The organism is Oerskovia sp. NPDC060338 (assembly GCF_042726295.1).
Lineage (GTDB): Bacteria > Actinomycetota > Actinomycetes > Actinomycetales > Cellulomonadaceae > Oerskovia > Oerskovia merdavium.
Genome location: NZ_JBHXCQ010000007.1, coordinates 193,126 through 217,474, shown reverse-complemented (window position 1 = coordinate 217,474; position 24,349 = coordinate 193,126). Strand labels below are relative to the sequence as shown.

Annotated in this window: 19 protein-coding genes and 1 tRNA gene; 6 read left to right on the top strand and 14 right to left on the bottom strand. The window is 72.9% G+C overall.

Annotated features, from left to right (window positions below):
• Positions 1-3: 3 nt before the first annotated feature.
• From prmC to ACFWGN_RS10745, 10 genes are all read right to left on the bottom strand, one after another.
• The gene (gene prmC / locus ACFWGN_RS10790) at positions 4-993 is read right to left on the bottom strand and encodes a peptide chain release factor N(5)-glutamine methyltransferase (protein WP_377616864.1); all 990 of its coding nucleotides are present in this window, start codon (positions 991-993) and stop codon (positions 4-6) included.
• Between the two features lie 47 nt (positions 994-1,040).
• Positions 1,041-2,129: a peptide chain release factor 1 gene (gene prfA / locus ACFWGN_RS10785; protein ID WP_377616843.1), complete on the bottom strand. Its 1,089-nt coding sequence runs from the start codon at positions 2,127-2,129 to the stop codon at positions 1,041-1,043.
• 207 nt (positions 2,130-2,336) lie between these two features.
• On the bottom strand, positions 2,337-2,555 hold the full coding sequence (gene rpmE, locus ACFWGN_RS10780) for a 50S ribosomal protein L31 (RefSeq protein WP_056646165.1): 219 nt from the start codon (positions 2,553-2,555) through the stop codon (positions 2,337-2,339).
• A gap of 162 nt (positions 2,556-2,717) precedes the next feature.
• On the bottom strand, positions 2,718-4,802 hold the full coding sequence (gene rho, locus ACFWGN_RS10775) for a transcription termination factor Rho (protein WP_377616842.1): 2,085 nt from the start codon (positions 4,800-4,802) through the stop codon (positions 2,718-2,720).
• A 364-nt stretch (positions 4,803-5,166) separates the two neighbouring features.
• Positions 5,167-6,132 (bottom strand): homoserine kinase, encoded by a 966-nt coding sequence (thrB, locus tag ACFWGN_RS10770; protein WP_377616841.1) that lies wholly within the window; start codon positions 6,130-6,132, stop codon positions 5,167-5,169.
• Positions 6,133-6,235: 103 nt separating this feature from the next.
• Positions 6,236-7,339: a threonine synthase gene (thrC, locus tag ACFWGN_RS10765; RefSeq protein WP_377616840.1), complete on the bottom strand. Its 1,104-nt coding sequence runs from the start codon at positions 7,337-7,339 to the stop codon at positions 6,236-6,238.
• The gene (locus ACFWGN_RS10760) at positions 7,339-8,697 is read right to left on the bottom strand and encodes a homoserine dehydrogenase (protein WP_377616839.1); all 1,359 of its coding nucleotides are present in this window, start codon (positions 8,695-8,697) and stop codon (positions 7,339-7,341) included. Before ACFWGN_RS10760 ends, thrC begins: the two co-directional genes overlap by 1 nt.
• Positions 8,698-8,928: 231 nt before the next feature.
• The gene (gene lysA / locus ACFWGN_RS10755) at positions 8,929-10,395 is read right to left on the bottom strand and encodes a diaminopimelate decarboxylase (RefSeq protein ID WP_377616838.1); all 1,467 of its coding nucleotides are present in this window, start codon (positions 10,393-10,395) and stop codon (positions 8,929-8,931) included.
• Complete coding sequence (gene argS / locus ACFWGN_RS10750; protein ID WP_377616837.1) at positions 10,392-12,086, bottom strand: arginine--tRNA ligase; 1,695 nt, start codon at positions 12,084-12,086, stop codon at positions 10,392-10,394. The genes lysA and argS overlap by 4 nt, the downstream gene beginning before the upstream one ends.
• Before the next feature lie 152 nt (positions 12,087-12,238).
• A complete protein-coding gene (locus tag ACFWGN_RS10745) occupies positions 12,239-13,525 on the bottom strand; it encodes a CynX/NimT family MFS transporter (RefSeq protein ID WP_377616836.1) in 1,287 nt (428 codons plus the stop codon).
• Positions 13,526-13,711: 186 nt separating this feature from the next.
• On the opposite strand from ACFWGN_RS10745, the gene ACFWGN_RS10740 reads away from it, so the two are divergent.
• The 3 genes from ACFWGN_RS10740 to ACFWGN_RS10730 all read left to right on the top strand — a co-directional run bounded on the left by ACFWGN_RS10740 (position 13,712) and on the right by ACFWGN_RS10730 (position 15,744).
• A tRNA-Arg gene (locus tag ACFWGN_RS10740) sits at positions 13,712-13,784 on the top strand.
• Positions 13,785-13,931: 147 nt separating this feature from the next.
• The gene (locus ACFWGN_RS10735) at positions 13,932-15,095 is read left to right on the top strand and encodes a N(5)-(carboxyethyl)ornithine synthase (RefSeq protein WP_377616835.1); all 1,164 of its coding nucleotides are present in this window, start codon (positions 13,932-13,934) and stop codon (positions 15,093-15,095) included.
• Between the two features lie 22 nt (positions 15,096-15,117).
• Positions 15,118-15,744, top strand: coding sequence for a CYTH domain-containing protein (locus ACFWGN_RS10730; RefSeq protein WP_377616834.1), 627 nt, complete (start codon positions 15,118-15,120; stop codon positions 15,742-15,744).
• 72 nt (positions 15,745-15,816) lie between these two features.
• On the opposite strand, the gene ACFWGN_RS10725 is transcribed toward ACFWGN_RS10730, so the two are convergent.
• Complete coding sequence (locus ACFWGN_RS10725) at positions 15,817-16,461, bottom strand: hypothetical protein (RefSeq protein WP_377616833.1); 645 nt, start codon at positions 16,459-16,461, stop codon at positions 15,817-15,819.
• 201 nt (positions 16,462-16,662) lie between these two features.
• Between ACFWGN_RS10725 and ACFWGN_RS10720 the strand changes: the two genes are divergently transcribed.
• Complete coding sequence (locus ACFWGN_RS10720) at positions 16,663-18,363, top strand: cation:proton antiporter (protein WP_377616832.1); 1,701 nt, start codon at positions 16,663-16,665, stop codon at positions 18,361-18,363.
• Positions 18,364-18,435: 72 nt separating this feature from the next.
• Here ACFWGN_RS10720 and ACFWGN_RS10715 read toward each other — a convergent pair whose 3' ends face one another.
• From ACFWGN_RS10715 to ACFWGN_RS10705, 3 genes are all read right to left on the bottom strand, one after another.
• Positions 18,436-19,230, bottom strand: coding sequence for a M15 family metallopeptidase (locus ACFWGN_RS10715; protein ID WP_377616831.1), 795 nt, complete (start codon positions 19,228-19,230; stop codon positions 18,436-18,438).
• Between the two features lie 205 nt (positions 19,231-19,435).
• On the bottom strand, positions 19,436-20,530 hold the full coding sequence (locus tag ACFWGN_RS10710) for a hemolysin family protein (protein WP_377616830.1): 1,095 nt from the start codon (positions 20,528-20,530) through the stop codon (positions 19,436-19,438).
• Positions 20,527-22,020 (bottom strand): hemolysin family protein, encoded by a 1,494-nt coding sequence (locus tag ACFWGN_RS10705; protein ID WP_377616829.1) that lies wholly within the window; start codon positions 22,018-22,020, stop codon positions 20,527-20,529. Before ACFWGN_RS10705 ends, ACFWGN_RS10710 begins: the two co-directional genes overlap by 4 nt.
• A gap of 183 nt (positions 22,021-22,203) precedes the next feature.
• Between ACFWGN_RS10705 and ACFWGN_RS10700 the strand changes: the two genes are divergently transcribed.
• Both ACFWGN_RS10700 and ACFWGN_RS10695 read left to right on the top strand, forming a co-directional pair.
• Positions 22,204-22,968 carry a response regulator transcription factor gene (locus ACFWGN_RS10700; RefSeq protein WP_225219744.1) on the top strand — a complete coding sequence of 255 codons (765 nt, stop codon included), beginning with the start codon at positions 22,204-22,206 and terminating at the stop codon, positions 22,966-22,968.
• Entirely contained in the window at positions 22,965-24,131 is a 1,167-nt protein-coding gene (locus ACFWGN_RS10695; protein ID WP_377616828.1) for an ATP-binding protein, read from the top strand. The genes ACFWGN_RS10700 and ACFWGN_RS10695 overlap by 4 nt, the downstream gene beginning before the upstream one ends.
• Positions 24,132-24,349 lie beyond the last annotated feature (218 nt).

The following is a 24,349-nucleotide window of genomic DNA, read 5'->3' as shown; positions in this document are numbered from 1 at the left end:
TTCTCAGTCTTCCATGTCCGAAGGGTCCGCTTGTGCGGCCGGTGCGTCGCTCGTCGCGCGCACGCGGCGCGCGACGACCATGCGGGGTCTGCCGGTCAGGTCGGCGACGGTCCTGATCTCGTCGAACCCGCCGACCTGGGCAACCATGTCACGGGCGGCCTCGGCCTGGACCTCGGCGTGCTCCATGACGTAGAGGCCGCCGTCGACCAGGAGCCGGGCCGCGGCGAGCGTCACGCCGCGCGGCACCTCGAGGCCGTCGTCGCCCAGCCCGTAGAGCGCGACCTGCGGGTCGTGCAGCGCGACCTCGGGGTCGCGCGGGACGGCGCCCGGCGGGACGTAGGGCGGGTTGGACACGACGACGTCGCACGTCCCGTCGAGGTCGGCGAACGCCGTGCGCGCGTCCCCTCGCACGAGGTGCACGACGGCGCCGCCCGCCGCCCGCGTGCGCGTCACGTTGCGCTCGGCCCAGGCGTGGGCGTCGCGGTCGAGCTCGACCGCGTGCACCTGGACGCCGGGGACCTCGGTCGCGACGGCCAGGGCGATCGCGCCCGAGCCCGTGCACAGGTCCACGACGACGACCGGCGCACCGGGGCGCCGCACGACGACCTCGCGGGCCGCGTCGATCGCGACCTGCGCGACCTGCTCGGTCTCGGGGCGGGGGACGAACACGCCGGGGCCCACGACGAGCTCGAGGTGCCGGAACGGCGCCGAGCCCGTCAGGTGCTGGAGCGGGACGCGCTCGGCGCGGGCCGCGAGGAGTCGGGACAGCTCGTCGAGCACCTCCTGGGCCGTCCGGTCGGCACCCGGTGCGTCCCCGGCCGTCAGCAGCGACGCGACGGGCCGACCGAGCACGGCCGCGGAGACGACCCGTTCGCGCGGCACGCCCGCGACGTGCGCGAGCAGCAGCTCGGCGTCCACGCGCGGGGACTCGATGCCCACCTGTGCCAGACGGGCTGCCGCCTCCCGCAGGAGGCGCGAGACGTCGTCGGGCAGGGCCGGGGGCAGCGCGCGCCCGCCCGTGCCCGGGACCCCGACCGACGTCACGACGCCGCTGCGGCGAGGCGCGCCGCCTCGTCGGCGTCGATGGCCGAACGGATCACGGGCTCCAGGTCGCCGTCGAGCACCTGGTCCAGGTTGTACGCCTTGTAGCCCGTCCGGTGGTCCGCGATGCGGTTCTCCGGGTAGTTGTAGGTCCGGATGCGCTCGGAGCGGTCGACCGTGCGCACCTGGGAGCGGCGCAGGTCGTTCGCGGCGGCCGCCTCCTCCTCCTGGCGCGCGGCCAGGAGGCGGGCACGCAGCACGCGCATGGCCTGCTCGCGGTTCTGGAGCTGGGACTTCTCGTTCTGCATCGAGACCGTGATCCCGGTGGGCAGGTGCGTGATCCGCACCGCGGAGTCCGTCGTGTTGACCGACTGGCCGCCAGGTCCCGAGGACCGGTACACGTCGATGCGCAGCTCGTTCTGGTCGATCTCGATCTCGCCCGCGTCCTCGACCTCGGGGAACACGAGCACTCCCGCGGCCGAGGTGTGGATGCGACCCTGCGACTCGGTCACGGGCACGCGCTGGACGCGGTGGACGCCGCCCTCGTACTTGAGGTTGGCCCAGACGCCGTCCGCGGGGTCCGTGGCGCCCGCTCGCGCCTTGACCGCGACCTGGACGTCCTTGTAGCCGCCGAGGTCCGAGTCCGTGGCCTCGATGATCTCGGTCTTCCAGCCCCGGCGCTCGGCGTAGCGCAGGTACATGCGCAGCAGGTCCCCCGCGAACAGCGCGGACTCCTCGCCGCCCTCACCCGCCTTGATCTCGAGGATCACGTCGCGCCCGTCGTCGGGGTCGCGCGGCACGAGGACCCGGCGCAGCTTCTCGGTCGCGGCCGCGGCCGTCTCCCGGAGCGCGGGCAGCTCGGCGGCGAAGGAAGCGTCCTCGGCAGCGAGCTCGGCCGCGGCCTCGACGTCGTCGGTCGCATCACGCCACGCGCGGTAGGCCGCGACGACCTGGCCCAGCTCGGCGTAGCGGCGCCCGAGCGTGCGCGCCCGACCGGCGTCCGCGTGGACCGCGGGGTCGGCGAGCAGCGACTCGATCTCGGCGTGCTCGGCGAGCAGGTGTTCGACGGCGGCGAAGGACTCGGTCACGAGGGTGTCCTGACGAGAGGGATGGTTAGGGCTGTCTGGCTGCGTGCGGCCGGCGTGGCTGGGTGCGGCTGCTCGGTGCGGGAACCTCCGGCACTCTTGCGCCGGGCACCCGCGCACCGGAAAAGACGACAGCGCCGGTGGAACGAGCACGCCGCCTGCCCCTGGAGAGGTTGGACGGGTGCTCGGACCACCGGCGCTGGAGAGTCGCTACTTGTCGGCGGCCTTCTTGCCGTAACGAGCCTCGAAGCGAGCCACGCGGCCGCCGGTGTCGAGGATCTTCTGCTTGCCCGTGTAGAACGGGTGGCAGGCGGAGCAGACGTCGGACGAGATGCGCCCGGACGTCTCGGTGCTGCGCGTGACGAACGTGGAACCGCAGGTGCAGGTCACCTCGGTCACGACGTACGTGGGGTGGATATCAGCCTTCACAGGACTCTCCTCAGTGGGGTGCCCCCGGGTCGCCTGCCTGGACAGCAGCCGTGAACCGGGGACGGGAAACCAACAGGACATTGTGCCAGACGGGTCCGGCACACGAAAAATCAGCGGGTCGGCCGGCCGTCAGGACGGAGGCCGACCGACCCGCAGGACGGGTCAGACGGCGCGGCCGACCTCTTCGTCGTTGTGGATACCGCCCGGCGTCGTCTTCTGCACCTGGAGCAGGAACTCGACGTTGGACTTGGTCTCCTTGAGCTTGCCAAGCAGCAGCTCGATGGCCTGCTGCTGATCGAGCGCGCCCATCACGCGGCGCAGCTTGTAGACGATGCGGAGCTCGTCCTGCGGCATGAGGATCTCCTCGCGGCGCGTGCCGGACGCGTTGACGTCCACGGCCGGGAAGATGCGCTTGTCCGCGAGCGAGCGGGAGAGCCGGAGCTCCATGTTTCCCGTGCCCTTGAACTCCTCGAAGATGACCTCGTCCATCTTGGAGCCGGTCTCGACGAGCGCCGAGGCGAGGATCGTGAGCGAGCCACCGTTCTCGATGTTGCGCGCCGCGCCGAAGAAGCGCTTGGGCGGGTAGAGCGCCGAGGCGTCGACACCACCCGACAGGATGCGTCCCGAGGCCGGGGCCGCGAGGTTGTACGCACGCGAGAGACGCGTGAGCGAGTCGAGCAGCACCACGACGTCCTGGCCCAGCTCCACGAGGCGCTTGGCACGCTCGATCGCGAGCTCGGCGACGATCGTGTGGTCGGAGGCCGGACGGTCGAAGGTCGAGGCGATGACCTCGCCCTTGACCGTGCGCTCCATGTCGGTGACCTCTTCGGGTCGCTCGTCCACGAGCACGACCATGAGGTGGACCTCAGGGTTGTTCGTCGTGATCGCGTTCGCGATCTGCTGCATGATGATCGTCTTGCCGGCCTTGGGCGGCGCGACGATCAGGCCACGCTGGCCCTTGCCGATCGGGGCGACGATGTCGATCACGCGCGGGGTGAGGCGACCGACCTCGCCCGTCTCCAGACGCAGACGCTCCTGCGGGTAGAGCGGGGTGAGCTTGTTGAACTCGGCGCGGTTGCGCGCGGCCTCGGGGGCCATGCCGTTGACCGAGTCGAGACGGACCAGCGCGTTGAACTTCTGGTTGCGCGGCCCCGTCTGCTGGAAGCTCTCACCGTCGCGGGGCTGACGCACCGCACCCATGATCGCGTCGCCACGGCGCAGTCCCGCCTTCTTGACCTGGCCGAGCGAGACGTAGACGTCGTTCGGTCCGGGCAGGTAGCCGCTCGTGCGCACGAACGCGTACTGGTCGAGGACATCGAGGATGCCCGCGACGGGCAGCAGGACGTCGTCCTCGGTGACCTCGATCTCGTCGAGGCCCGCGACGTCGATGTTCCCGCCACGCGTGCGTCCGCGCTTGCGGTCGCGGTCGCGGTTGCGGTCACGGCCCCGACGGCGGCGTCCGCCGCGCTCGTCGTAGTCGTCGCCGCCCTGCTGGTCGCGCTGACCCTGCTGACGGTCGGCGCGCTGGCCACCCTGCTGGCGGTCGCCCTGCTGGTTGCCCTGCCCCTGCTGACGCTCGGAGCGCTGGCCACCCTGCTGGCGGTCGCCCTGCTGGTTGCCCTGCGCCTGGTCGCGCTGACCCTGCTGACGCTCGCCGCCCTGGCGGGCAGCGCCCGCCTCGGGAGCCGTCTCACGAGCCTGCTCGGCCTCGCCGCCGCGCGGGGCACCGGCGCCCCGACCGGAACGACGCGAACCACGCTCGGAGCCCGTGACGAGACCGACCGCGGCGGCGGCGCGCGCGGCGCGCTCGTCGGGGGTCTCGCCGGCGACCGAACGGTCGCCGCCGTCGCGGGCCGCACGCGCGGTCTGCTCGAGCAGCGGGGCGATGATGTCGGCAGCCTTGTCGCTGCTCTCGCCCTTGCCGGCGCGCTCGGCGCGTGCGCCTCGCTCGCGGCGAGGACGCTCGATGTTCTCGGTCGCCTGACGTGCGGGCGCCTCGACGGCGGGCAGCACGACCTTCTCGGCCGAGGTGTCCCTCTCCGGCGCGCGACGCGCAGGAGTGGACGCTCCGGCGGGGCGCCCGGAGGCGCTCGTCTCGCCGGAGGTGGAACGGATGACGTCGACAAGATCGCTCTTGCGCATCTTTGACGTGCCCTTCACACCGAGCTGCGAGGCGAGTGCCTGCAGCTCGGGGAGGCGCAGCGTCGAGAGTGCGCCTGCACGGGCGGTGTCGGTGGTGTCTGTCACGAAGGACCCTTCCCCTCGTTTGCGCCCACTTGCTCTGTGCGAAGGGTGGGCCGCGGGTGATCGACGCTCGGCACGTGACGGCCGGAACGCAGTGGAACCACGCGTCAGTGGTACGACGACGTCAGCTGACGTGGGCTGGATTGCCTTCTCGCGGGGTGTGTGAGGCGCAGTCAGTCGTTGCTCTGCCGATGCCCGGGGACTCGGCGGAGATTCGTCGAGGAATCACCGAGGCATCATCACGAACCTGCGAAGGCTCAATGGATTCTACCATCCGTAGCCCCTGCGAACACCAGTCGCCGCACCGTTCAGCGCGTCGGTCGACGAGCCGGCAGGCGCGCGGACCGCCGGTCGCCCTGCACGGCGGTCAGCGCAACCGTGCGGACAGGCCCGCGCTGCCCACGACCCGCTCCGAGCGGACGCCCTCCTGGTCGATGCCCGGACGGTAGGCACGCCACAGGTCCGGGCCTTCCAGCAGCTCTCGCAGCACCCCGTCGGCGTGCTCGCGATCCTGCGCACGCCCCAGGAGCAGGACGGTCGGACCGGCGCCCGAGATGGTCGCCGCGAGCCCGTCCAGACGCAGCGCGCGCACGAGCTCCCACGACGCCGTCATGACGCCCGCGCGATACTCCTGGTGGAGTCGGTCCTCGGTGGCCTCGAACAGGTGCTGGGGCGAGCGTGTCAACGCGTCGACGAGCAGCGCCGAGCGACCCGCGTTGAGCGCCGCGTCGGCGTGCGGGACGGTCTCCGGCAGCACACCGCGAGCACGGCTCGTGGCGAGCCGCGTCGAGGGGACCAGGACCGTGGCCTCGATGTCCGGGTGGACGTCGAGGCGCACGGCGTGCGCACCCTCGCGTCCCTCGACCGTGCTGGTCCAGGCGATCGTCGCGCCGCCGTAGATCGCAGGCGCCGCGTTGTCGGGGTGCCCCTCGAACTCGGTCGCGAGCTGCAGGACCGCCGCGTCGTCGAGCGCCGCAGGGTCCGCGACGAGCGCCCGGGCCGCCGCGATGCCCGCGACCACCGCGGCCGCGGACGAACCGAGCCCCCGTCCGTGCGGGATCGCGTTGGTACAGGTCAGGTGGAGCCCGGTCTGAGGAGCCCCGACGAGCTCGAGCGCCGCGCGCAGCGCGCGCACCACCAGGTGCCGCTCGTCCCCCGGGACCTCGCCGGCCCCCTCGCCCTCTACGTCGACGACCACGTCGCCGTTCCCCAGGGCACGGACCTCGAGCACGTCGTAGCGTGCGAGCGCCAGGCCCAGGGCGTCGAACCCGGGCCCCAGGTTCGCGCTCGTGGCAGGCACGCGCACGCGCACATGGTCGGCTCCGAGCTGCATCGCGGTGACCTCTCGTCAGGTAAGGGGTGGGGAGGCTGCCGTGCCTGCCTCGCCCCGGCTCACGGCCGGGGCGAGGAACAGGACGAGCGGGGGTGGGAGGTGCTCAGCCGAGCTGGAGCGCGTCGGCGATCGAGACGACGTCGGCGCTGACCCGGATCGGGGTCACGTCTGCGCCGTCGAGCGTCTTGAGGGCCCACTGCGGGTCCTTGAGGCCGTGGCCCGTGACCGTCACGACGATGCGGGCTCCGGCCGGGACGAGGCCACGCTCGGCGCGCGAGAGGATGCCCGCGACACCCGCCGCCGAGCCGGGCTCGACGAACACGCCGGCCTCGGCCGACAGGATGCGGTGCGCGGCCAGGATCTGCTCGTCGGTCACTGCCTCGATGACGCCGCCCGACTCGTCGCGCGCGGCCTCCGCCTGCGCCCACGACGCGGGGTTGCCGATCCGGATCGCGGTCGCGATGGTCTCGGGGTGCGTGATGGGGTGGCCCGCGACGATCGGGGCCGCGCCGGCGGCCTGGAAGCCCCACATGATCGGGGTCCTGGTGCTGACCGCAGGCAGGTGGGCCCCCGGCGCGTCCGGGGCACCCAGGCCTGCGTACTCCCGGAAGCCCTTCCAGTACGCGGTGATGTTGCCCGCGTTGCCCACGGGCAGCGCGTGGATGTCCGGGGCGTCGCCCAGCGCGTCGACGATCTCGAACGCGCCTGTCTTCTGGCCCTCGATGCGGTCGGGGTTCACGGAGTTCACGAGCTCGACCGGGTAGGCCTCGGCGAGCTTGCGCGCCGCGACCAGGCAGTCGTCGAAGTTGCCGTCGACCTGGAGCAGCTTGGCGCCGTGCGCGATCGCCTGGCTCAGCTTGCCCATCGCGATCTTGCCGTCCGGGACCAGGACGGCGCAGACCATGCCGGCCTTGGTCGCGTACGCGGCGGCCGACGCCGACGTGTTGCCCGTCGACGCGCACACGACGGCCTTCGCCCCGCGGCCCGCGGCCGAGGAGATCGCGGCCGTCATGCCGCGGTCCTTGAACGAGGCGGTCGGGTTCATGCCCTCGACCTTGAGGAAGACCTGGGCCCCGGTCCGGGCCGAGAGCGCGGGCGCCTCGACGAGGGGCGTGCCGCCCTCGCCGAGCGTCACGATGCGCTCCTGGACGTGGGCGGGCAGGCGGTCGGCGTACTCGGCGATGATGCCTCGCCACTGGTGGGCCATCAGGCTCCCTCGACTCTCAGGACGGACGTGATCTCTTGGACGGGTTCGAGCTCCGCGATCGCGTCGACCGTCGCGGCGAGCGCGGCCTCCGCAGCGGCGTGGGTCGTGATGACCAGGTGGGCGACGCCGGTCGCCCCGGCGGCCTCCGCACCGTCCGCGCCGGGGACGGAGGGCTCCGACGGCTGGCGGACGGCCTCGATCGAGACCCCCTTCGAGGCCAGGACCTGGGCCACCTGGGCCAGGACGCCGGGACGGTCGTCGACCGCGAGGCGCACCTGGTAGCGCGTGATCGCGGTGCTGGCCGGCAGGATCGGCAGGGCCGCGTAGGTGGACTCCTCGGGGCCCTTGCCACCCAGGACGCGGTGCCGGGCCGCCGACACGACGTCGCCCAGCACGGCCGAGGCCGTCGGGGCACCGCCCGCGCCGCGGCCGTAGAACATGAGCTCGCCCGCGGCGTCGGCCTCGACGAACACCGCGTTGAAGGCTCCCCGGACCCCGGCGAGCGGGTGGGTGAGCGGCACGAGCGCGGGGTGGACTCGCACCGAGACACCGTGCGCGCCGTCCTCGCCCATGACGGACTCCGCGATGGCGAGCAGCTTGATGACGTGACCGGTCTGCGCGGCCCACGCGACGTCGTCGGCCGTGATGCTCGTGATGCCCTCGCGGGCGACGTCCTCGAGCGAGACGCGCGTGTGGAACGCGAGGCTCGCGAGGATCGCGGCCTTGGCCGCGGCGTCGAAGCCCTCGACGTCGGCCGTGGGGTCGGCCTCGGCGTAGCCGAGGTCCTGGGCCTGCTCGACCGCGGCGTCGAACGACATGCCCGTGCTGGCCATCTGGTCCAGGACGTAGTTCGTGGTGCCGTTGACGATGCCCAGGATGCGGCGCACGTGGTCGCCTGCGAGCGACTCGCGGACGGGGCGGACGATCGGGATGGCTCCCGCGACGGCTGCCTCGAAGTAGATGTCGACGCCCGCGGTGTCCGCGGCCTTGTAGAGCGTGGGGCCGTCCTCGGCGAGCAGCGCCTTGTTGGCGGTCACCACCGCGGCGCCCGACTCGATCGCGCGCAGCAGCAGCGTGCGGGCGGGCTCGATCCCGCCCATGACCTCGATGACGATGTCGGCGCGCGCGACGAGCCCTTCGGCGTCCTCCGTGAGGAGCGAGCGGTCGACCGACGCGGCGAGCGGGCGGGGCGCGGACGCGTCGCGCACCGCGATCCCCACGAGCTCGAGCGGCGCCCCGACGCGCGAGGCCAGGTCCGCCGCCTGCTGCGTCAGCAGCCTGGCCACCTCGGACCCCACGACGCCGCACCCGAGCAGCGCGACGCGCAGCGGACCTTGCTCCTGCTGGCTGGCTCCCACGAAGCTCCTCCTCCATCACCCCGGCCCGCACGGTCAGCGGTGCCGTCGTTCTCGGCCCCTGCCGGACGCGGTCGCGTCGGAGGTGGCCGCTCGGTCCGGACGGGTCCCGACGCCGCGCGCCGCTTCCCGACCGGTCGATCCCGAGCGTGTCGATCCTCGCTCTGCTGCCCGGATCCTGGGCGCCCGTCTCAGGATACGGGTGCCAGGCACGGGCCCGGCGAGAGCCGCCGGCTAGCCCAGGTCGAGCGCGAGCAGGTCGTCCTCGGTCTCCCGACGGACCAGGACCCTGGTCTCGCCGTCGGTCACCGCCACGACCGGAGGCCGGGGCACGTGGTTGTAGTTCGAGGCCATCGAACGCCCGTAGGCACCCGTCGCCGGGACGGCCAGCAGGTCGCCCGCCCGGACGTCCCCCGGCAGGAGCACGTCGTGGACCACGATGTCACCGCTCTCGCAGTGCTTGCCGACCACGCGCGCGAGCACGGGCTCGGCGTCCGAGAGCCGGTTCGCGAGCTCGGCGTGGTAGGCCGCGCCGTACAGGGAGGGGCGGATGTTGTCGCTCATGCCACCGTCGATCGAGACGTAGGTCCGCACGAGGGTCTCGTCGCCGGCCACGCCGGCAGCGGCCTCCGAGCCGACCCGCACGGGCTTGACCGTGCCGACCGTGTAGAGCGTCAGGCCCGCAGGCCCGACGATCGCCCGGCCCGGCTCGATCGAGAAGCGCGGCAGGGGTGTCCCCAGGTCCGCGGACGAGGCCGCGACCGAGGCCGCCACGTCCTTCGCGATGCGGTCCGGGTCGAGCGCGACCTCGCCCGGCAGGTAGGCGATGCCGTACCCGCCACCCAGGTCCACCTCGGGGACGAGGAAACCCGTGCGCGCAGCGAGCGCCGCGCGGAGCTCGAGGACCTTGCGCGCCGCGACCTCGAAGCCCGAGGGGTCGAGGATCTGCGACCCGATGTGCGAGTGGATGCCGAGCAGCTCGAGCTCGGGGTGCGCGAGCACCGCGAGGAGCGCGGTCATGGCCGGGCTGTCCTCGTCCTGCGCACCCGGGGCCGTCGCGCCCTGGCCACCGGTCGCGAGCGACAGCCCGAACTTCTGGTCCTCGTGCGCGGTCGAGATGTACTCGTGCCCGCCCGCGTGCACGCCCGTGGTCACGCGGATCATGACGGGGGCCGGAGCCCCGCCGCGTGCGCGCGACGCAGCGGCCACGCGCTCGACCTCGGCGAGCGAGTCGACGATGATCCGGCCCACGCCCGCGTCGAGCGCGCGCGCGATCTCCGCGTCCGACTTGTTGTTGCCGTGCAGGCCGATGTGCTCGCCGGGCACGCCCGCGCGCAGCGCGACCGCGAGCTCGCCACCCGTCGCGGTGTCGACGCGCAGCCCCTCGGAGTGGACCCAGCGGGCCACGGCGACCGACAGGAACGCCTTGCCCGCGTAGTACACGTCGACGCCCGCGCCGACCTCGGCGAACGCTGCCTCGAACGCACGGCGGTAGGACCGCGCCCGCTCGCGCAGGTCGGCCTCGTCGAGCACGTAGGCCGGGGTCCCCTGGGCGACCGCGAGCTCACGCACGTCGACCCCCGCGACGCTCAGCGCGCCGTCGGGCCCGCGGCGCACGCCGCTCGACCACGGCTCGCCCGGCACGAAGGTGCCGGTCGGCGAGAAGGCGGGCGGCGTCGTCGGGCCTGCCGACGCGCTCACATGCGCTCCGGAGCGGACACGCCCAGCAGGCCCAGACCGTTGGCGAGGACCTGACGCGTCGCGTCGTTGAGCCACAGGCGCGTGCGGTGCACGTCCGTGACCTCCTCGTCGCCCAGCGGCGTCACGCGGCACTCGTGGTACCAGGAGTGGTAGTCGCCCGCGAGAGCCTCGAGGTAGCGCGCGACGCGGTGCGGCTCGCGCAGCTCGGCCGCCTGGGCGACCACGCGCGGGAACTCGGTGAGCGCACCGAGCAGGACCGACTCGGTCTCGTGCGTCAGGAGCGACGGGTCGAACGCGTCGCTCCCGTCCTCACGGAACCGCGAGACCCCGTGCGCCTCCGCGTTGCGCGCGACGTTCGCCGTGCGGGCGTGCGCGTACTGCACGTAGAAGACGGGGTTCTCGTTGGTCGCCCTGGACAGCAGGTCGAGGTCCAGGTCGATGCTCGAGTCGGTCGAGGAGCGCGCGAGCGAGTAGCGCGCGGCGTCCACGCCCACGGCGTCGACCAGGTCCTCGAGCGTCACGACGGTCCCGGCACGCTTGGACATGCGGACCGGCTGGCCGTCCTTGACCAGGTTGACCATCTGGCCGATGAGAATCTGGAGGTTCTTGCCCGGCTGGTCGCCGAACGCCGCGCAGACGGCCATCATGCGGCTCACGTACCCGTGGTGGTCCGCGCCGAGCATGATGATGACGTCGTCGAAGCCGCGCTCGCGCTTGTCGAGGTAGTACGCGATGTCGCCCGCGATGTACGCGGCCTCGCCGTCCGACTTGATGATGACGCGGTCCTTGTCGTCACCGAAGTCGGTCGTGCGCAGCCAGGTCGCGCCGTCGGCCTCGAACACGTGGCCGCCCTCGCGCAGGCGCTCGACCGCGCGCTCGACCGCGCCCGACGCGTGCAGCGAGTCCTCGTGGAAGTACACGTCGAAGTCGACGCCGAAGTCGTGCAGCGCGGCACGGATCTCGTCGAACATGCGCTCGACGCCGCGCGCCCGGAAGACCTCCTGGGCCTCGGCGTCGGGCAGCGTGCGCGGGTCCGGGTCGCCCGCCGCGATCGCGTCGGCGATCACGGCCTCCGCGATGTCCGAGATGTACTGGCCGCCGTAGCCGTCCTCGGGAGCGGGCTCACCCTTGGCGCGCGCGAGCAGCGAGCGCGCGAAGCGGTCGATCTGCGCGCCGTGGTCGTTGAAGTAGTACTCGCGCTCGACCACTGCCCCCGAGGCCTGCAGCACTCGCGCCAGCGAGTCGCCGACCGCGGCCCAGCGCACGCCACCGATGTGGATGGGGCCCGTGGGGTTCGCCGAGACGAACTCGAGGTTGATGCGCGTGCCGGCCTCGGAGTCGTTGTTCCCGTAGGTCGCGCCCTGGGCGAGGATCGTGCGGGCGAGCTCGCCCGCGGCGGCCGCGTCGAGCGTGATGTTCAGGAAGCCCGGGCCTGCGATGCCCACGGACTTGATGCCCGGGTGCGCGGCGAGGCGCTGCGCGAGGTCCTCGGCCAGGACGCGCGGGGCGACGCCGGCCTTCTTCGCGAGCTGCAGCGCGACGTTCGTGGCCCAGTCGCCGTGCTCGCGCTGGCGGGGTCGCTCGACGTGGACCGACGCGGGGACCGCGTCGGCGGGCAGGGCGAGGGTGCCGTCGGCGACGGCGGAGGCCAGGGCAGCGCTCAGCGCTTCGGAGAGCTCGTTGGGGGTCACCCGACGATTCTAGCGAGGGACGCCAGGGCTTTGCGTCGCCGTCCGCGGCGGGCGGTCGGGCGGCCACGGGTGCGTGCTGCGGCGTCGCCGCGCTGCCCCGTCCCACCGGCCCGACGGCGTCGCCCGCCGCGCGTCGTGGGCCTCCCGGGGCGTCACTCCCCCGTGCGCGTCCTGCGTCCCCACGAGTCCTCGATCATCGACGGGCGGCAGCCCGCGACCGCGGCGACGAGGATCACCACGAGCGTGCCGAACAGGAAGACGAACGTGCTGGTCCACGTCCCGCTGCGCCCGTAGAGGATCCCCGCGGTCAGCGGCCCGGCCCCCGCGACGAGGTAGCCGACGCCCTGCACGAACCCGGACAGCGCGACGGCCCCGGCCGAGGTGCGGCTGCGCAGGTTGATGAGCGCGAGGCCCAGCGGGAACGTCGACGCCCCGAGCCCCGCGAGGACGACCCACACCCACGTGGCGGGACCGGCCTGGACCCCCATGAGCCCGGCGTAGCCGACCGCGAGCATCGCGACGAAGAGCACGACCAGCAGGTACGGGTTGCGCATCCGGGCCGCGAGCAGCGGCGTGACGATCGACATGGGCATGCCGACGAACGCGTAGAGCGCGAGCGCGCTCGCCGCGACGGGCTCGGACATGCCCGAGTCGATCAGGACGTGCGGCAGCCACGCGAACATCACGTAGGTGTTGAGCGAGTTGAGCCCGAACATGACCGCGATGCCCCACGCGAGCGGGCTGCGCCAGGCGCGACCCTCGTGGCGGTGGCGCCCGTCGAGGCCCACGGTGTGCTCGGGCGAGTGCTCGAGCACCGACGCGAGCTCGGCCCGGGCGCGCGCCGAGCGCGCGATGACGACGGTCCACGGCACGGCCGCGAGCAGCCCCACGAGCGCCCACCCGCCCAGTGCCGGACGCCAGCCCAGCGAGGACGCCATGCCGACCACGAGGAGGGGCGGGATCGCGGTGCTCAGCGAGAGCGTCACGGTGTAGGCGGCGGTCACGGCCCCGATGCGGTCGGGGAAGTACCTCTTGACGAGCGGCGGGAGCAGCACGTTGCCCATGCCCATGCCCGCGAGCGCCACCGCGGTCCACACGAGGAAGCCGGGGGCCGACGTCGAGACGGAGCGGAGGATCTCGCCGACCGCGCTGATCAGGAGCGCTGCGACGAGCGTGGGCTCGAGCCCGAACCGGCGGGAGAGAGCGGGCACGAGCGAGCCGAAGACGGCGAACGCGATCACGGGGACCGTGCCGAGCAGCCCCGCAAGCTGGTCGCTCAGGTCGATGTCGACCCGGACGACGTCGAGGATCGGGGAGACCGCGGCGACGGCGATCCGCAGGTTGAACGCGGCGAGGACGATCCCGGCGAGGACGACGAACCGACCTCTCCACGGCCGGAGGGTGCTGTCGGGGGTCGAGCTCGAGTCCTGGCGATCCACTCAAGGAGGGTACGCACCGGTCGCCCCGGGCATCCGTCCCGAGGGGGCTCCTGGGGAGGTGAGTCCGGTCACCCCGCCCTGACGGGAGGGCAGAACCTGCAGATCCGGGCAGGTGGGAGCACGAACCCGTCGGAGGCTGGTAGTCTCGTGCACCGTGCCGGATGCTCGTCAGAGCGAACGCATGTTGCCCTCGTAGCTCAGTGGATAGAGCGTCTGCCTCCGGAGCAGAAGGTCGTAGGTTCGAGTCCTATCGAGGGCACCGCAGACCAAGCCCCTGGACCCTCGGGTCCGGGGGCTTCGTCGTGCCCGGGACCACCGAGCCCACCACCCGGGTGGTCCCTGCCCCGCCGGCACCCGTGTAACGTCCGCACTACTGGGCCACCGTGGTCTCGTTGACGGGACAAGCGTGACAACAGCATCGAACGACTCCATCCTGGGCCTCCTCGGAGCGTCACGGAAGCCCGACGAGCGCAGGCTCCCCCTCCATCCGGACCACCTCGAACGGATCGCACCCGGGCTGCGGGCCCGGATCGTCGTCGAGCGCGGCTACGGCGAGCGCTTCGGGGTGAGCGACGAGCAGATCGCGCCCTGGGTGCGAGCGCTGGGCACGCGCGCCGAGGTCGTCGAGGCCGCCGACGTGGTCCTGCTGCCCAAGCCGCAGCTCGAGGACCTGGAGGACCTGCGACCCGGCCAGACCCTCTGGGGCTGGGCGCACTGCGTCCAGGACCGTGAGCTGACGCAGCTCGCGATCGACAAGAGGCTCACGCTCGTCGCGTTCGAGGCCATGCACCACTGGGCCGCCGACGGCGGGTTCGGCCTGCACGTCTTCCACAAGAACAACGAGATGGCCGGCTACTGCTCGGTGCTGCACGCGCTCGAGCTGTGCGGCTCGACGGGCGACTACGGCCGGCGCCTGACCGCGGTCGTGATCGGGTTCGGCGCCACGGCGCGCGGGGCCGTCACGGCGCTCAACGCGCACGGCATCCACGACGTCCGCGTGCTGACCAACCGCCGGGTCGCCGCTGTCGCCGCGCCCATCCACTCGGCGCAGATCGTCCAGTTCGACCACGACGACGAGCCGTACCTCAGCGAGGTCCTCACCGACGAGGGCCGCCTCCCGCTCGCGCCGTTCCTCGCCGAGAGCGACATCGTCGTCAACTGCACGCTCCAGGACCCCAACGCGCCCCTGCTGTACCTGCGCACCGAGGACCTGGGCGCCTTCCGGCCCGGCAGCCTGATCGTCGACGTCTCGTGCGACGACGGCATGGCGTTCGACTGGGCGCGCTCCACGACGTTCGCCGAGCCGCTCGTCACCGTCGGCGAGAGCATCAACTACTACGCGGTCGACCACAGCCCGTCCTACCTGTGGAACTCGGCGACCTGGGAGATCAGCTCTGCCGTGCTGCCGTTCCTCCCGGCCGTCATGGCCGGACCCGCGGGCTGGGACGAGAACGAGACGGTCCGCCGCGCGATCGAGATCCGCGACGGGGTGGTCCTCAACCCGGCGGTGCTCGAGTTCCAGCACCGCGAGGCCGCGTACCCGCACCGCCCGGTCACGGACCCCGCGTGAGCGAGCGCGTACGGTATGTCCCATGACCGACGGCGGTAACGGAGACTTCGAGTTCGAGCGTCGCTTCCTCGTGAAGGACGTCCCGGTCGACCTGCTCGACGCGCCTGCCCTGATCGTGCAGAGCTACTTCCTGGCGCAGGACGGCTACGCGATCCGCCTGCGGGTCCAGGCGAGCGCGACCGACGCGACGCTCGCCGCAAGCACCTCCCCGCTGCACGTCCTGGACGAGCACTCGTTCGACTTCTGCGCACTCACGGTCAAGGGCCCCACGAACGGCGGCACCCGGTACGAGGCCGAGCGCGAGATCGACGTCAACGTCGGGGTCGAGATGATCCGGCGCGGCGGCGGTCGCATCGTCAAGACGCGCTACTCGGCCTGGTTGGGCGCGGACGGCTGGGTCATCGACGTGTTCGGCGGCGCCAACCATCCCCTGGTCATCGCGGAGTGCGAGCGCTCGGGGCCGGTCGTGGACCTGCAGATCCCGTCGTTCTGCCTCACCGAGATCACCGACGACCGCCGCTTCTCCAACGACTACCTCTCGCACACCCCGTACTCGGGGTGGGCGGCCTCCTTCGCGGCCGAGCTCGCGGTGTCCGGGCCGCGCTTCCGCCAGGACTTCGGGCACAACGCACGCCTGCCCGGCGAGTAGCCGGGCAGGCCAGGGCGACGGCGCCTGGGCCGCGCACGGGGCGAGCGCGGCCCGTGCACGGACCTTCGCCGCTCAGGGCACGTCGTCCGCGACCGGTCCGCGGTCACCGACGGGTGCGGTCCCCAGGCCGCGCGCGTAGTAGACCCACGGGAACCAGGTCCCGATCCGCTCCCACCCCTCGGCCTCGAGCCCGAACCTGCTCGCCCCCAGGACGTAGACGCGCTTGTGCTCCCACTGCTGGGTGGTCCGCTCGATGGTGTGGAACGCCGCACCGAACCCGATCGAGCGCCACCCGTGCCGCCCGTAGGCGTCGAGCGCGGCCATCTCGGTCACGGCCGTGACGGGGGCCAGGGTCCGGGTGTCCCCGGGGACGGCCCCGGCGACCAGGTCGCCCACGAGGCCCGGGGCCCCGTCACCAGGGCCGGCTGGTCGCCCGAACCGCTGCTGGGCCGCCTGTCGCGTGATACCGAGGGCCGACCCCACGGCCTCCCAGCTGTGCCCCGCGGAGCGGGCCGACGACACGGCCGTCGCGAGCAGCTCCTCGGTCGCGAGGTGGGCGCGGGCCGTGAGGGCGACGAGCTCGAGGTGCGCGGCGGGCTGGGTCGCGATGCGGTCGCCGATACCGGGGTCCGCGGCCGCCACGGCCTCGGCGAGCAGGTCGTCGAGCGACCGGGGGTCGCGCGGTTCGAGGCTGCCCCAGGCGGGTGCGCCGCTCACCGCGCGCGGCTCTCGTCGATGCCCGACGCCGGAGCGCCGGTCGGGCCTTCTGCTCGCCTGTTCACCATGCGTCAACCCTGGCTTGACACCACTGTCCTGTCAAGAGGTAGTTGACACTCCGGCTCGGTGCGGGACCGGCGGGGACACGCCGTCGGGCCGTCCCCCGCGCCTCCCCGCCCACCCGGGCGGAGAATGCAGGGCATGGACGAGGCCGTCGTACTCCTGGTCATCACCGGTGCCCTGGCCGTCACGGCCGTCGCGCGGCACTGGGACCTGCCCGCTCCCCTCCTGCTCGTCGTGGTGGGCCTGGGCGTCTCCCTGATCCCCGTGGTCCCCCACATCGAGCTGCCCCCCGAGGTGCTGCTGGGCATCATCCTCCCGCCGCTGCTCTTCTCGGCGGCCAACGGGAGCTCGTACCAGGACTTCCGCACGTCGCTCAACGCGATCGTGCGCCTGGGCGTCGGGCTCGTGGTCGTCACGGCGCTCGCCGTGGCCTGGGTCGCGACGATCCTGCTCCCCGACCTCCCGTTCGCCGCGGCGCTCGTCCTGGGCGCCGTGGTCGCCCCGCCCGACGCGGTCTCGGCCGCCGCGGTCGGCCGGCGGCTCGGCCTGCCCCGCCGCGTCATGACGCTCCTGGGCGGCGAGAGCCTCATCAACGACGCGACCTCGCTCACGCTCTACAAGGTCGCCCTCGCGGGGGTCGCGACGGGAGCCTGGGTGTGGACCGAGGGCATCGGGGTCTTCGCGCTCGCGGTCGTGGTCGGCGTGGGGATCGGGCTCGTCATGGGCATCGGCATGCACGCCGCCCGGCTACGGCTCGCCGACCCGCTCCTGACGAGCGTCGCAGGCATCATCCTCCCGTTCGCGGCCTACTGGATCGCCGAGGAGCTCAGCGGCTCGGGCGTGCTCGCGGTCGTGGCCGCAGGCCTCTACCTGGGGCACACCGCGCCGACCGCGGGCTACGAGACCCGTCTCGTCGAGGAGCCGCTGTGGGACAGCCTCGACCTGCTGCTCGAGGCCATCACGTTCGCGCTCATCGGCCTCCAGCTCAAGTTCGTGGTCGAGACGGTCGTGACGTCCGACGAAGGGCTCCGCACGGCCGTCTGGGTGTCCCTCGCCGCCCTCGCGGTCACCATGGCGATCCGTCCCGTGTACGTGTTCGCCACGTCCTGGCTCGACCGCGTGCACCTGCCCGGGTCCAAACGTTCCCGGGCCGACGAGCTCGGCTGGCGCGAGTCGCTCGTGGTGTCGGCGGCCGGGATGCGCGGCGTCGTGACGCTCGCCGCCGCGGCCGCCATCCCCGTGACGCTCGGCGGCGCCGAGTTCCCCGGCCGTGCCACGATCCAGCTCGCGGCCTTCACGGTAGCGATCGGCACCCTCCTGCTCCAGGGCGTGACCCTCCCCTGGGTCATTCGGAGGCTGGGGGTCGGCGGGGAGGACGAGGCCGCGAGCGACGCCGCGGAGGAGGCGCGCGTCCGACGCCTCATGGCCGAGGCCCAGGCCGAGGCCATCTCGCGCGCCACGAAGGCATGGGCTCCCGCGATCGGCGAGGAGAAGGCCGAGGCGACGCGTGCGGCCATGTCCGCCGCGATCCTGGGCCGCGCCCAGGCCGCGGCCCGGCTCCTGTCCCCCGAGTCCGAGGCCGAGGAGCCGGTCGAGTTGGTCCCGGTCCGCGCTCACCCCACGGGCGGTCGCGCCTATCCCGTGGCCCGGCCCGGCGACGGTTCGGAGGACCTGCGCCGGCTCAACGCCCTGCGTGCCGACATGAACAGGGCCCAGCGTCAGGTGCTCGTCGACGAACGGGACGCGGGTCGCCTCAACGAGGCCGTGATGCGCAGGATCCTGCGCGAGCTGGACATCGAGGCCGAGGCGCTGGCCGAGTCGTGGGTCAACCGGATCTGACGGCCCGCGCGCGGGAGTGTCCGTCACGGGCACGCGGCGGGCGCACGGCACGCGCCGCTCAGGCGGGACGGCTCAGGTGAGGCCGCCGAGCGCGACGACGCCCTCGGTGAACTCGAAGTGCCACGGCTCGTACGCTCCGCCGCCGCCGCGCTTGGCCCACGAGGGGTTGGCCCAGCCGTACAGCTCGCCGTTCTTGTTGATCCAGGAGTAGACCTCCCGGTTGCCCGTCTCGGTCGAGCACAGGTCGATCGCCAGGCCCCAGCCGTGGAACGACGTGCCCGGCTTGGCCGCGAAGCCGCCCCGCGTGCCCTTGAGCGAGACCTGGGACGCCAGGGTCCGGTAGCTCGACACGAGGCAGATGTCCCGACCGAACGTCGCGCGGAACGACTCGTTCATGGCGGACAGCGCGACCGCGGCGTCCGGACGCAGCGACTCGCCCGCCTGCCACAGGTCGCACAGCTCGTGCCCCGTGAGCTTGCCGTTGCTGCTCGTGACCTCGACGCTCGGGTCGCAGTTCGGGAGCGGCGCGCGCTCGACCGAACGGCTCGCGGCCTGGGCCCGGCCCTCGATCTTGGGCGCCGACGCCACGTACTCGGACGTGGGTTCAGCAGCGACGGGCGCGCTCACCAGGTCAAGGGCCGTGGGCCCGACGGGCTTGCCGTCCGGGGCATAGGGAGAGACCGGGCCGTCCTGAGCCCCCGCGGAGAGGGGCATGGCGATCGTCGCGACCGCCAGGGTCCCGAGGACGGCCATGCGGGGCGCCCAGCGCTGGTGGGAGGGGACCTCGGCCCGACGACGGCCCTTGTGACCGGTCTCCGCCTCGCGTCGGGAGCGGCGTGAGTCGGAGGTCGAGGACGACGACTCCACCAAGCCTCCACTCCGAGCGACCGCCCGGCCGCCCGCAGGCGGCCCCTGGACGACCAGGACCGACGAGCGCGTGGACCGCGCCCAGCCTCGCAGACCGGACGACCCTCCCGTTGCAGGAGGAACCGTGCGAACGAAGCAACGAAACAATAACGGCGGGTGACGGGGAAACCAAGTCCCCAGTTCAGGGGCCCGGAGGGAGCGCCGCTCAGTGCACGCGGCGCTGCATCGCGTCCCGCACCTCGCCCACGAGCTCCTCGAGGATGTCCTCGAGGAAGACGACTCCCACGGCGCCCTGCGCACCCGCGGACGCCCCGTCGTCGGGCACCGAGCCCGCGGAGCCCTGGACGGAGACCGCGTCCACGCGGGCCAGGTGCGCCCCCGACTGCTGCATGGCGCGCAGGGCGTCCTCGATCTCGTCGCCCGGCTCGGCCGTCGCGAGCGCACGCACGCGCCAGGACGGGACCGGCCGGAACCGGTCCTCGCCGCTCGCGTAGAGCACGTCCTTGAGGTGCAGGTACCCGACCAGCTCGCCCCGTGCGTCGGCCACGGGGAACCGGCTGAAACCGGTCTTCGCGACCAGGCGCTCGATCTCGTCGGGCGTGCAGCCCTCGACCACGGTCACGAGCCGGTCGACCGGGACCATGACCTCCGCGGCCGTGCGCTCCGAGAACTCGATGGCGCCCGAGAGCAGCCCCTGCTCGTCGCGCAGCAGGCCCTCGGCCTGCGAGTGCTCGACGATCGACTGGACCTCCTCGGCCGTGAAGACCGACGCGACCTCGTCCTTGGGCTCGACCCCGGCCCAGCGGACCACGTGGTTCGCGAGCCAGTTGAGCGCGACGATGATGGGCTTGAGGACACGCCCCAGGACCACGAGCGGCGGGCCGAACCACATGACGGCCTTCTCCGGCCCGGCGACCGCGAGGTTCTTGGGGACCATCTCGCCCAGGACCACGTGCAGGTAGACGACGATCGCGAGCGCGACCACGAACGCGATCGGGTGGACGAACGCCTGGCTCACGCCGAGCGCGTGCAGCGGCACCTCGAGAAGGTGCGCGACCGCGGGCTCCGCGACCACACCCAGGCCCACGGAGCAGACCGTGACGCCCAGCTGGGCGCACGCGAGCATGAGCGAGACGTGCTCCATGGCCCACAGGACCGTCTGCGCGCGCCGGTTGCCCTGCGCGGCGAGCGGCTCGATCGAGCTGCGACGGGCCGAGAGGATGGCGAACTCCGCGCCCACGAAGAACGCGTTGGCCGCCAGGAGGACGACGGCGAGGATCAGTGCTGCGGTCGTGCTCATCGTGCACCTCCGGCAGGTTCGGAGCCCTGCTCACCCGAACGCGGGCGCGCACCCGGCGGTCGCTCGGGAGCGGGCCAGCGGGTCGTGCCCGGCCGCTCGCTCCCCGGCCCCTGCGCGGGACCGTCGTCAGGGGCGCCGTCCAGGTCGCCGCCGGGCGACTCGAGCCGGACCCGCAGACGCTCGACGCGGCGCCCCTCCATGGCCTCGACGCGCAGCACCACGTCGCCCGCGCGGACCTCGTCGCCGGCCACGGGCACCCGCCCGAGGTCCGCCATGACGAGGCCGCCGAGCGTCTCGTAGGCACCGTCCTCGGGGACCTCGAGCCCCGTCGACTCGACGAGCTCGTCGGGCCGCAGGACACCGGGCACGATCCACGAGCCGTCCGCGCTGCGCGCCACCCCCGCCCGCCGCGGGTCGTGCTCGTCCGCGACGTCGCCGACCAGCTCCTCGACGACGTCCTCGAGCGTCACCACGCCCGAGGTGCCGCCGTACTCGTCGACGACCACGGCCATCTGCAGGCCGAAGCCGCGCAGCTCGACCAGCAGCGGGCCCAGCGCGACGGTCTCCGGGACGCGCGGCGCGTCGACCATGAGCGCGGCCGCGGGGACCTCGGAGCGACGCTCGTGCGGCACGCCGATCGCGCGGCGCAGGTGCACCAGCCCGACGACGTCGTCGCGGTCCTCCCCGATCACCGGGAAGCGCGAGTGCCCCGAGGTGCGGGCCAGGGCCACGACGTCCTCGGCCGTGTCCTCGCGGCGCAGCACGACCATGCGCATGCGGTCGGTCATGACATCGACGGCACTGAGCTCGTCGAGCTCGATCGAGTTGGTCAGGAGCGTGGCGACCGACGTGTTCAGGGTGCCCTCCTGGGCGGAGCGCTTGACGAGCGCCGCGAGCTCGGAGGCCGACCGGGCGCCCGACAGCTCCTCGCGCGGCTCGACCCCCAGGCGACGCAGGATCGCGTTGGCCGACCCGTTGAGCACCGAGATGACGGGCCGGAAGAGCTTGGTGAACTGGCGCTGGACCGGGACGACCTGCCGCGCGGTCTGGTACGGGAGCGAGAGCGCGAAGTTCTTGGGGATGAGCTCGCCGAACAGCATCGAGAAGAGGTTGACGACCACCAGCGCGAGGACCACGGCGAGGACCGTGGCAGCGCCGGCGCCGAGCGCAGTGCTCCCCAGCGCGTCGCCGATCAGGTTCGCCAGCGCGGGCTGCGCCGTGTAGCCCAGCAGGATCGTGGTGATGGTGATGCCCACCTGCGCCGAGGACAGCTCGGTCGACAGGTGCTTGAGGCCGGCCCGGACGCTGCGGTCGCGCCGGCTGCTGCGCGTCTCGGCGGCCGTGGCCCCCTCGCCGTCCCGTTCCCCGTCACCGGTCTTGGACAGCACGGCGGGGTCCAGGGTGACGAGGGCGAACTCGCTCGCCACGAAGACGGCGGTCCCTGCGGTCAGGAGCACCCCCAGCGCGACCATCAACCAGTCGCCTACCACGGGGTGCTCCACAGATATCGGGGTTTGCTCTTCATCGTGGCAACGATGTTATCCGCCGCCGGGCCACCGTCCATCCGGAAAGCGCACCCGGGACCGGCCCTCGAGACGGGACGGATGCCCGACATCCCCCGGTCTCGCCGCGACCTCCGACCATCACCGGCCGGTTTGTGCCACGCTGGTGCCATGACAGCCAGCGCATTCCCCACCGGCAGCGGCGCGACGAGCGGGGCCGGACCTGCGGGTACGCCCGCGCAGCAGGCCGCGAACATCCTCGTCGTCGAGGACGAGCCGGCGATCGCCACCGCGATCGCCCAGCGGCTCAGCGCCGAGGGCTGGCGCGTCGAGGTGGCGCGCGACGGTCTCTCGGGAGTCGAGGCGGCGACCCGCCTGCGCCCGGACGTGATCGTTCTCGACGTCATGCTCCCGGGGATCGACGGGCTCGAGGTCACGCGCCGCATCCAGGCCGAGCAGCCCGTACCGATCCTCATGCTCACCGCACGCGACGACGAGACCGACATGCTGATCGGGCTCGGCGTGGGGGCCGACGACTACATGACCAAGCCCTTCTCGATGCGCGAGCTGGTCGCCCGGGTCAAGGCGCTCCTGCGGCGCGTGGACCGCGCGGCCCAGGCCGCGACGTCGACCCCCACGGACCCGCCCATGGTCGTGGGCGACGTCGTGATCGACCGCGCCCAGCGCCGCGTGCACCGGGCCGGCGAAGAGGTGCACCTGACCCCCACCGAGTTCGAGCTGCTCGTCATGCTCGCCAGCTCCCCCAAGACCGTCCTGACGCGCGAGCGCCTCCTCGCCGAGGTCTGGGACTGGGCCGACGCGAGCGGGACCCGCACGGTCGACTCCCACATCAAGGCGCTGCGCCGCAAGCTCGGCCCGGACCTGATCCGCACGGTCCACGGCGTCGGCTACGCGTTCGAGCCCCCGGTCGCGTGACCTCAGGCCCCCGGACCCTGCGCCCCCACCTCCCGGACGTCCGGCCCCTCGACTCGTTCCGGTCGCTGAAGATCAAGCTCGGCGTCCTGGTCTTCGCGACCGTCACGCTCGCGGTCCTCATCACGTGGCTGGGCCAGCAGAACAAGCTCGGCCCCACGCGGACGTTCCCGCTCGCGATCGTGCTGTCGCTCCTGCTCACCCAGATCCTGGCGCGCGGCATGACCTCGCCCCTGCGGGAGATGACGGCCGCCGCACGCTCGATGGCCGACGGCGACTACACGCGCCGCGTGCGGGCCACGAGCCGCGACGAGGTGGGCCAGCTCGCGGTCGCGTTCAACATCATGGCCGAGGACCTCGCCTCGTCCGACCAGATGCGGCGCGAGCTCATCGCCAACGTGTCGCACGAGCTGCGGACCCCCATCGCGGCGCTCCAGGCCCAGCTCGAGAACGTGGTCGACGGCGTGAGCGAGGCGAACCCCGCGACCATGGAGATGGCCCTCGCGCAGACCGAGCGCCTGACCCGGCTCGTGACCTACCTGCTCGACCTGTCCCGGATCGAGGCCGGAGCCGCGGCGCTCAACATCCAGGACGTCCCGCTCGGCGACTTCCTCGAGGAGAACGCCGACGCGGTCTCCATGGTCGAGGCCGGCAAGCACCTCCAGTACGTGATCGACGTGACACCCGAGGACCTGACGCTCCCGGCCGACCCCGAGCGGCTGCGCCAGATCGTCACGAACCTGCTCCAGAACGCGATCCGCCACTCCCCGCAGAACGGCGAGATCCGGCTCGAGGCCTACCCCGTGGACGACGACGTCGTCATCGAGGTCATCGACCAGGGGCCCGGCATCGCCAAGAAGGACCGCGAGCGGATCTTCGAGCGGTTCGCGCGCGGCAACGCCCCCTCGCACGGGCACACCTCGACGGGCGGCACGGGGATCGGCCTGGCGATCGTCCGCTGGGCCGTGGACCTGCACGGCGGCCGGATCGAGGTCGCCGACTCGCAGCAGGGGGCGACCATGCGCCTGACGTTCCCTGCCACCTCCCACCCGCACACGACGGGCCTCCCGGACGACCTGCCCGAGATCCTGGGCACGGCGCTGGGTGAGCCCCGTGCCCCCGGACGCGACGTCGACGACGACCACGGGCCCGTCGCCGGCAAGTGAGACCTTCGTCACATCGGTCGCGGTGCATACCCGGCGATGGCCTAACCGGCCTCGTCTTTGGCCGGTGAACAGGTCGTCGTTGCCCCCCGTTTGCCTCAGGTAGACATCCGGTGAAGAACGACCGGACGCCTTGCGCCGACTGGGGTCCAGGGGCGCCCAACACCACTCCCGAGGGCCTAGGCTTGACGGGTCCGGTGCCGACTAGGTACCCGGTATCC

Bases quoted from the DNA above. Each gene is read 5' to 3' on its own strand.
- ACFWGN_RS10710 (WP_377616830.1), bottom strand. From the start codon at position 20,530: ATGAGCACGACCGCAGCACTGATCCTCGCCGTCGTCCTCCTGGCGGCC.
- thrB (WP_377616841.1), bottom strand. From the start codon at position 6,132: ATGCAGCTCGGAGCCGACCATGTGCGCGTGCGCGTGCCTGCCACGAGC.
- thrC (WP_377616840.1), bottom strand. From the start codon at position 7,339: ATGGCCCACCAGTGGCGAGGCATCATCGCCGAGTACGCCGACCGCCTG.
- ACFWGN_RS10730 (WP_377616834.1), top strand. From the start codon at position 15,118: ATGACCGACGGCGGTAACGGAGACTTCGAGTTCGAGCGTCGCTTCCTC.
- ACFWGN_RS10700 (WP_225219744.1), top strand. From the start codon at position 22,204: ATGACAGCCAGCGCATTCCCCACCGGCAGCGGCGCGACGAGCGGGGCC.
- ACFWGN_RS10720 (WP_377616832.1), top strand. From the start codon at position 16,663: ATGGACGAGGCCGTCGTACTCCTGGTCATCACCGGTGCCCTGGCCGTC.